Below are 2,601 nucleotides of genomic sequence, written 5' to 3'. Positions count from 1 at the left end.
CAAGAACGCGGCCCCCCGCAACGGCGACAACCAAGCAACGTCCTACCAGGTATCCGCCGCCGGACACCAACCAGGCCGAGCTTGTTTGGTCCTCTCCCCGGAAAGGAGAGAGGGCGCGAAGCGTCATGCCCCGTCGAAATCCAGCGCGGCGGTCAGGTCGCCGGGCGGCGGCCCGCCGGCCGCACGCATGGACTCCTCGCGCAGGGTCAGCCCCGGCAGCTTGCGCAGACCGAAGCGGCGGGTCAGGAAGCGCGCGATCGATCCGGTGTCGTAGACCGTGTGGTCGACGTGGCCCTTCTTCGCATGCGGCGACACGATGATCGCCGGGATGCGCGTCCCCGGTCCCCAGCGGTCGCCCTTGGGCGGCGCCACGTGGTCCCACCAGCCGCCGTTCTCGTCGACGGTGACGATCACCAGTGCGCCCGGCCACAGGGGCGATTGCTGCAAGGCCTCCACCACCGCCATGATGTGGCGGTCGCCGGCGTCCACGTCCGAGTAGCCGGCGTGCATGTTCAGATCGCCCTGCGGCTTGTAGAAGCTGACCGCGGGCAGCGCACCGGCGGCGATCGCCGCCAGGAAGTGATTGGTCTGGGCGGTTTCGCCCACGCCGGCGTCGCGCAGGTGCTTCGCGCGCGCGGCGTTGCCCGGCGCGTAGGCGGCGAAATAGTTGAGCGGCTGGTGGTGCGGCTGGAAGTTCGGTCGCTGCGGGAACTCGGCCTGGTCGCCGTCGCCCTTGTCCTCCAGCGCCAGCTTCCAGCCACCGGCGTACCAGGCCCAGTCGACGCCCGCCTCGCTGAGCAGGTCGCCGATGGTGGCGTGCTGCTGGGGCACCAGCGTGTTAGCGCTGCCCGGGTCGGCACGCTGCGGATCGTTCGGGTCCTTCGAGAAGGCCGGCGCGTACGGCGGCCCCATCGTGTTGACCGCCCAGAAGTCCGGCGTGAGCGAGCTCGGGACCAGGGCCTCGGGCTTGCCCTGCATCGCGCTGGCCGGCGAGTCGTGGGCCAGCTTGAGATGGATGTCGGTCGCCTCGCCGCTGACCGTCTGCGCGATGTTGAAGCGCGCCGGGCTCGCGTCCGCGTGCGGGTAGTAGGGCGGCTGCGCGGCGACCAGGTACTGGTGGTTGAGGAACGAGCCGCCGAAGGCGCCCATGAAGAAGTGGTCGCACAGGGTGTACTGGCGTGCCAGCTGCCAGAGCCTGAGGTTGGCGGCGTTGTCGCCGTAGTAACCCATCACCAGCGCGCCCGAGTCGCCCCAGGCGACGAAGCCATCGTTCCTGCCGCCGTTGATCTGCCGCTGGTTCTCGTAGAAGCGGTGCCACAGGTCGCGGGTGACCACGCCCTGCGGCAGCGGTTCGCCGCTGCCGGTGCGCAGCGCCCAGGGCGCGTTGGGCAGGCCGGTGATGTCCTCCTGGCGCACCAGGTAGCGGCGGTGGTTGACCACCTGCTCGTGCGGCGCGACGCCATGCCATACCGGCGGCAGCTGCTTCAGCACCGAGCCGTCGCGGTCGCGCTGCAGGTACCGTTCCGGCTTGAGCCGGTCGAGCGGCTCGGCGACGCCGGGGAAGTTGGCGAACAGGTTGTTGAAGCTGCGGTTTTCCGCATAGATCACCACCACGTGCCGGATGTGCTCGCGCAGCAGCGCGTCGAGCCGGGTCGGCGCGGGCGTGGCCGTGGCCGGCCTCGCACCGGCGACGGCGTCGGCGCCGCCCAGCGCCAGCCCGGCACCGACGGCGGCCAGGCCACCGAGCAGGCGTCGGCGCTGCGGATCGGTCGGTTGGTCGTCGCCGTCGGGGGGCAGGGAGCGGTCGGACATGCGGGTGTCTCCGTGGAGGGCGGGAGAGCACGCAGTATGCCGGGATCGACCCGGATCCGCGCCTAGCCTTCCAGCGAATGCGCGGCCTGCCACATCGCGCGCGTCAGCGGCCGGTTCGCGTGCGGCGTCTGCAGCACGACCAGCGTGGTGGTGCTGACGCTGGGGTGGATCTTCAGCAACCGGTCCAGCACCGTCTCCAGGTGCGCCACCGACAGCGCGACGACGTGCAGCAGGGCGGAATCCTCGCCGGCCAGCCGGCGGCATTCGAGCACTTCGGGGACGTCTGCCACCAGCGCGCCGATGCGCGCACAGACGCCGCCGTCGCAGCGCAGCCGCACCATCGCATCGATGCTGTAGCCCAGTCGCCGGGGGTCGACCACGGCGCGGTAGCCTGCGATGATGCCGGCCTCCTCCAGCCGCCTGACCCGCTCGGCCACGGCCGGCGCCGACAGGCCGACCTGCCGCCCCAGTTCCGCGTAGCCCTGCCGGGCATCCTGCTGCAGGGCTTCGAGCAGCTGCCAGTCGCGGGTGTCCAGCTCGGGTTTCGATACGAAGGCCATGGCGGGGACTCTGCAGTTCGTTCGTCGGCGAAGCATGCCATGCCGGCTTGGATGCATGCTTCCGGCGCACCCGGGTCGTCACTAGGATGCGCACTTCCCCGCACCGGAATTCCCCATGGATACCCCCCGTCTGGACGGGCGGACGCTGGCCCTGATCGGCGTCGCCCTGCTCACCTGGTCATCCGCCTACGCGGCGATCGCCTATGCGTTGCCAGCGTTCGCGCCAGGC

At 71.0% G+C, this 2,601-nt stretch carries 2 protein-coding genes; both read right to left on the bottom strand.

Annotated features, from left to right (window positions below; genetic code table 11):
- Positions 1-123: 123 nt before the first annotated feature.
- Positions 124-1,812 (bottom strand): acid phosphatase, encoded by a 1,689-nt coding sequence (gene acpA, locus VFH59_RS15680; protein WP_325165844.1) that lies wholly within the window; start codon positions 1,810-1,812, stop codon positions 124-126.
- Between the two features lie 62 nt (positions 1,813-1,874).
- Entirely contained in the window at positions 1,875-2,372 is a 498-nt protein-coding gene (locus VFH59_RS15675; RefSeq protein WP_325165843.1) for an Lrp/AsnC family transcriptional regulator, read from the bottom strand.
- Positions 2,373-2,601: the final 229 nt, after the last annotated feature.

The organism is Frateuria sp. (assembly GCF_035695185.1).
In the GTDB taxonomy this organism is placed as follows: domain Bacteria; phylum Pseudomonadota; class Gammaproteobacteria; order Xanthomonadales; family Rhodanobacteraceae; genus Frateuria_A.
The sequence above is the reverse complement of the archived record's forward strand: the minus strand, read 5'-3'. Positions and strand labels throughout refer to the sequence as shown.

Bases quoted from the DNA above. Each gene is read 5' to 3' on its own strand.
- acpA (WP_325165844.1), bottom strand. From the start codon at position 1,812: ATGTCCGACCGCTCCCTGCCCCCCGACGGCGACGACCAACCGACCGAT.
- VFH59_RS15675 (WP_325165843.1), bottom strand. From the start codon at position 2,372: ATGGCCTTCGTATCGAAACCCGAGCTGGACACCCGCGACTGGCAGCTG.